The 5,106-nt window shown below is 37.3% G+C and carries 4 protein-coding genes; 3 read left to right on the top strand and 1 reads right to left on the bottom strand.

Annotated elements, in window-relative coordinates; all coding sequences use genetic code 11:
* From QZ562_RS19460 to QZ562_RS19450, 3 genes are all read left to right on the top strand, one after another.
* On the top strand, positions 1-884 hold an 884-nt coding region (locus tag QZ562_RS19460), incomplete at its 5' end, for an acyl-CoA dehydrogenase family protein (protein WP_293763958.1).
* Between the two features lie 20 nt (positions 885-904).
* Positions 905-2,029, top strand: a complete 1,125-nt coding sequence (locus QZ562_RS19455) for an acyl-CoA dehydrogenase (protein WP_293763956.1) — start codon at positions 905-907, stop codon at positions 2,027-2,029.
* Between the two features lie 603 nt (positions 2,030-2,632).
* Positions 2,633-3,538 (top strand): hypothetical protein, encoded by a 906-nt coding sequence (locus tag QZ562_RS19450; RefSeq protein ID WP_293763955.1) that lies wholly within the window; start codon positions 2,633-2,635, stop codon positions 3,536-3,538.
* Positions 3,539-4,020: 482 nt separating this feature from the next.
* Here QZ562_RS19450 and QZ562_RS19445 read toward each other — a convergent pair whose 3' ends face one another.
* On the bottom strand, positions 4,021-4,359 hold the full coding sequence (locus QZ562_RS19445) for a hypothetical protein (protein WP_293763953.1): 339 nt from the start codon (positions 4,357-4,359) through the stop codon (positions 4,021-4,023).
* Between the last annotated feature and the right edge of the window lie 747 nt (positions 4,360-5,106).

Below are 5,106 nucleotides of genomic sequence, written 5' to 3'. Positions count from 1 at the left end.
GTGAAGAACAAAAGCAACGTTTCTTACCAGATATATTAGCCAGTAATGTGTGGTGGTGTCAGGGTTATTCAGAAACTGGAGCAGGCTCTGACCTTGCAGCTATGAAAACAACAGCAGTAAAGGACGGAGATGAATACGTCGTTAATGGCACAAAAACATGGACCACGTTAGGTCAACATGCCGATTGGATATTTTGTTTAGTTAGAACCGGTCCTCCCAGCGCTAAAAACCAAGAAGCGATCAGTTTTTTATTAATTAATATGCATGATCCTAAAATTAGCGTATCACCCATTATTACCATTGACGGTCGACATGAAGTGAATGAGGTTCATTTTGACAATGTGCGTGTTCCCGCCAACAATCTTATTGGCACAGAAGGGCAAGGCTGGACTTATGCGAAGGTATTATTAACACATGAACGAACGGGTATTGCTCGTGTGGCGATATCAAAAGATCGCCTAGTTCAATTAAAAGAATTAGTTGAAGCGTCTCCCAACGGTGCAGACTCATTAATTAATGACACGGTATTTGCACAAAAAATTGCGAATGTAGAAATTGATTTATTAGCCTTAGAATATACCGAATTACGTACCCTTTCCGCTTTAAGCACTGGTCAAGCACCAGGTCCAGAATCTTCGATTCTAAAAATTGTTGGTACACAAATTATTCAAGCGATCGATGAGTTATATGTCGAGGCTGCTGGTTATTATTCAATGCCATTTGTGCCTTTTCAGTTCCATGATGAATTTGAAGGGCAACATATCGGTCCCGATATGGCGACTAATAGCTCATTACGTTACTTCAATAATCGAAAAACATCCATTTACGGTGGTAGTAACGAAATTCAGACTAACATCATCAGCAAAGCCGTTTTAGGCCTTTAGATTAGCATTAGGAGTTTATTATGGACTTTTCATTAAGTAGCGAACAACAGATGATCCAAGATAGTGTCTCAAGGTTCATCCTCAATGATTACGATTTTGATACACGTCGAAAAATACTTGGATCGACGGCAGGTTTTAGTCAAGAAAATTGGAATGTGTTTGCTGAACTCGGCTGGTTGATGTTGCCATTTGCCGAAGAAGACGGAGGGTTAAGTGGTTCTATGGTCGATCTTGCACTCGTTATGGAAGAGTTTGGCAAAGGCATGGTAGTTGAACCTTTTGTTGCCACTGCCGTCATGGCGGGTGGTTTAATTGCCACAACGGGTAATCAACAACAAAAAGATAACTATTTACCTAGGATCATGGCAGGTGAATTACAGATGGCTTTTGCTTATGCAGAGCCACAAAGTCGTTATCATTTAAATAATGTGACATGTAGTGCCACTAAAGTTGATGGTGAATTTGTTATAACAGGTCAAAAATCAGTTGTATTAAATGGTAATCATGCAGAAACCTTAATTGTTGCAGCACGCACTTCTGGTGATACAAATGATAAAGATGGCATCAGCTTGTTTCTGGTTGATGCCAATCACCCAAGTGTTAAACGCCAAGGTTATGCGAATGTAGATGGCCATCAGGCCGCTGATATTTGGTTTGAGAAAACCCCCAACATTGGATTGTTAGGCGAGCTAAACAGAGCCTTGCCTGTTATTGACCATATTATCGACAAAGCCACACTCGCAATTTGCGCTGAAGCGGTGGGTGCAATGCAAATTGCCCATGAGCGCACGTTAGAATATGCTAAGACACGTAAACAATTTGGTCGAACTATTGGCTCTTTTCAAGCACTTCAACACCGAATGGTTAATATGTTTATGGAACATCAGCAAGCTAAATCTATACTTTTAATGGCAGCATTAAAAATGGATATCAATCATGGTAGTGATGCAAAAGCATTATCAGCAGCAAAAAGTCGTATTGGTAAAGCAGCCAACTTGGTAGGTCGTGAAGCAATACAAATTCACGGTGGTATAGGCATGACTGATGAAATTGATGTAGGCCATATATTCAAACGTCTAACTACTATTCAATTTTTGTTTGGAAGCACGGATGTACATACCAGGCGTTTTGCTTCTTTAAAATAATGACAAACTTATTAAATTAACAGCCTCATTAAGCATTAAAAAGTACCTAAATTGATTGAGTTATCCATTCAGGTACTTATTCCAAAAAGTGTCTTGTAAACAACAGGGTCTGATTTCTCTGCTCTTGATGATACCTACCAATTTAAAATGACAATTACACAAATTACACAGTCAGCCTCGTCTATTTAAAGCTAAATAGACAGTCACTAACACATCACTTTTCGTACAGATACCATATAAAAAAAACAACAAACCTCACTTTATTATTGCTAATTTATTGCCAGTCAAAATTTCGTAAAATAAGCAGATGACTTATTCTATGAATTAAAATACGGTTTTAAAAATCACCCTAAGCAGACAGATCCGCTACCATAAGGAAGAGTATAAACAAGAATAATTAGTCTTGTTTATACTCTAGAACAAAGACTCTTAACAGCCTTTATTTTGATATCTTTGCCGTGTTTATTCTGATTAAATGCGCCATCCTAAAAACACGACGCAGATAACTTGGTGTCAATATCAAACTCCTTTAAAGCCAAAAAAAAGCCAAAAAAGAGCACGTTTCACTCACATTGATCAGTCGATACAGAACAGCCGATACAGATGAACCTTTTTTACTTAAATAATAGTCACTATTGCGTACCACTGGCTTGGGCTAGTAAAGTATTTATTTTTTTATATCGCCTAAGACTTGATGCTTGCAAATTTTGCCTCTACTCGTTGTGTGTTATTGCATTTCAGATATCTGCACAAACATTACAACAAGAATTGAATGACTTACCCATAATTAATGTGAATATCGCCTCTATGGACTTTCCACCTAATGCCCACCAGAGCAAAGATGGACGTGTTTCGGGCAAATCAATAGAAACTATCAGGGCGTTTTGCACAGTTTCTCGTATGAATTGTGAAATCATTATATATCCAACTGCTCGCGCCTATATGACTATAGAAAATCGCACTAGCGATGTATTGCTGACTGCCAATATATCAACGTTTGAACAATGTTGTACCTATTCACAATGGTCTTATTCTTTTATTGCAGGGATAATCACAGAATTGCCGATTGATAACACCTCTATTAACGAAGCCACGTTAGAAGGTCAGAGTTTAGTCATGGTAAGAGGTTGGCAATCAATTTATGACGCCTTTCCAAATCTCAAAAACTTAGTCGCCGCGGGTAAAGTTGAATTAATTGAGACAAGTTCAACTGCATCTGCAATAAAAATTTACAACACTGATAGAGCTTCATTATTATGGGGTGCAAATATTTTTGAGTGGTATTTCGACAAACTTTCCATGCAATGGGATAAAAAAAGTTTCAAACCCATGGTAGTTAGCGATGCAGGCATTTGGGTTTCCAAGGAAAGTATGCACCATAAACACATAGTAAATAGGTTTAACCTTGCATATCAATTGTTGAAAGAACAAGGAAATTTAGGTCAGGACAATTTTCTTGTTCCAGCACTGATGGAACAAGTTTATATTGAAGCTGCAACACCAAATTAGCATTTCATATCAGTGCCATATTCCTTCATTTTGGTCTTAAAATACCTATACGCATTGTTTAAGTGAAGAGTTAAGCACGTAAGTTAGTTCTCCCCATAAATTTCACAATCGATTATGGCTCAGTTAAACTGGCCATGAATCAATGTGTGAAACTAGCCACATCAAAGATGCAATGAGATTTAATTGTTGTGGGCTTCAGCAGCCGAATAAACCTATCCAATCATTAAAAATATGTCAGGTTTGTCGGATTACCTGCCACTAGGATTCCGACCGATAGCATCAACAGGTATCAAAAAAGTGGTCAATATATTCAGTTTGGGCTGCGACCGCTGATCGCTCTAAGCCGACTGTCGCCTGAATGATATAAAGGGCCGTTCGTGCTCATAGGGATTCAAGATGGTTATCTCTGCAACTGCAAGTCTCAAGGCACTTGAATGTAAACTTAAGTGCCTTGAATCTATTATAATAGGTTAAGTAGGATTTTATACATCCTTACACTTGTTTATAATTTGGGCAGTTTCAATAGGTTGAACTTCGCCTTTCCACTGAGCCACATCACTTTCATAATCACCAGTAAATGCACTAACAGGTATTAGAGCCAAAATTACTCCTCCCGCATCAATGTTCGCTTTAGTATCTTGTTTATTTGAAAATTCAGCAAGTTTGTGTCGAGCATCAACTAATTGAGTTACAAGTCCTTCACAAGTTAAGCCGGTGTATTTTTCATGAGCAACATGCTGTGCAGTGATCCCCTCAGGTCTATTTGCACAACCTGAAAAAATCACTAAGGCTAAAGTAGAAGCTATTAAAATTTTAAACATACAACATTTCTTATTATTTATTTTATGATTAAGAGAGCAAAAGAAATAAACATGAGAATTGAAAAGTCCCTTTACTAGGAGACCTTCTAAGTACTATATCTTTATTTCCTGATGAATAGATGCAGAATAAATAGCTAATCCTACAAAAAAAATTCACACCCGGTGAAATGCATTGTCAACTACCTACAGCTTACTAACCTAGCTGTTTCAATTCTTATCACTTTCTTGCCCATTAAGTGAAAAAAAACAAATACAAGTAAAAAGAGCTCGTCAATGTCCGTTTATCCCTCAAACCCGCCTGTCATTTTATTAGATAAGGGTGAATTTCAAACATTAATTCGTCGAATTTTTATAGAGTTTAAGCTTTGGCTTTTCGTAGTTACAAAAATTAGTTAATTTGGGCAAAATCTAAGTACACAAAATCGAGGGTTTCAAGAAGTTTCAGTTTCAAACATTAATATGATCGCACAACATGTAATCCCGTCACTTATTGGAAATCAGATGTGTTTCTGGTTGTCGGTAAAGCACATTGTGTACGAATACCTTTTTGGAAAACAAAAAAATTAAAGTTTGGAAGGGGCAGAGCTCGGTAATGTTTGCTGCAAAAACTTACATAGATAACCACCTTAAGTGTTAGTAATTGAAGGTACACATGAGTTTTGTGGCTAAATACGCAACAACCCATATAGTATAAATATGTATCTTATTTGAATATTACTATATATATGTACTACAATAACCTTAGGC

The organism is uncultured Paraglaciecola sp. (assembly GCF_913058035.1).
In the GTDB taxonomy this organism is placed as follows: domain Bacteria; phylum Pseudomonadota; class Gammaproteobacteria; order Enterobacterales; family Alteromonadaceae; genus Paraglaciecola.
The sequence above is the reverse complement of the archived record's forward strand: the minus strand, read 5'-3'. Positions and strand labels throughout refer to the sequence as shown.

Excerpts from the sequence above, each read along its gene's own strand:
- QZ562_RS19445 (WP_293763953.1), bottom strand. The coding sequence starts at position 4,359 with ATGTTTAAAATTTTAATAGCTTCTACTTTAGCCTTAGTGATTTTTTCA.
- QZ562_RS19455 (WP_293763956.1), top strand. The coding sequence starts at position 905 with ATGGACTTTTCATTAAGTAGCGAACAACAGATGATCCAAGATAGTGTC.
- QZ562_RS19450 (WP_293763955.1), top strand. The coding sequence starts at position 2,633 with ATGAACCTTTTTTACTTAAATAATAGTCACTATTGCGTACCACTGGCT.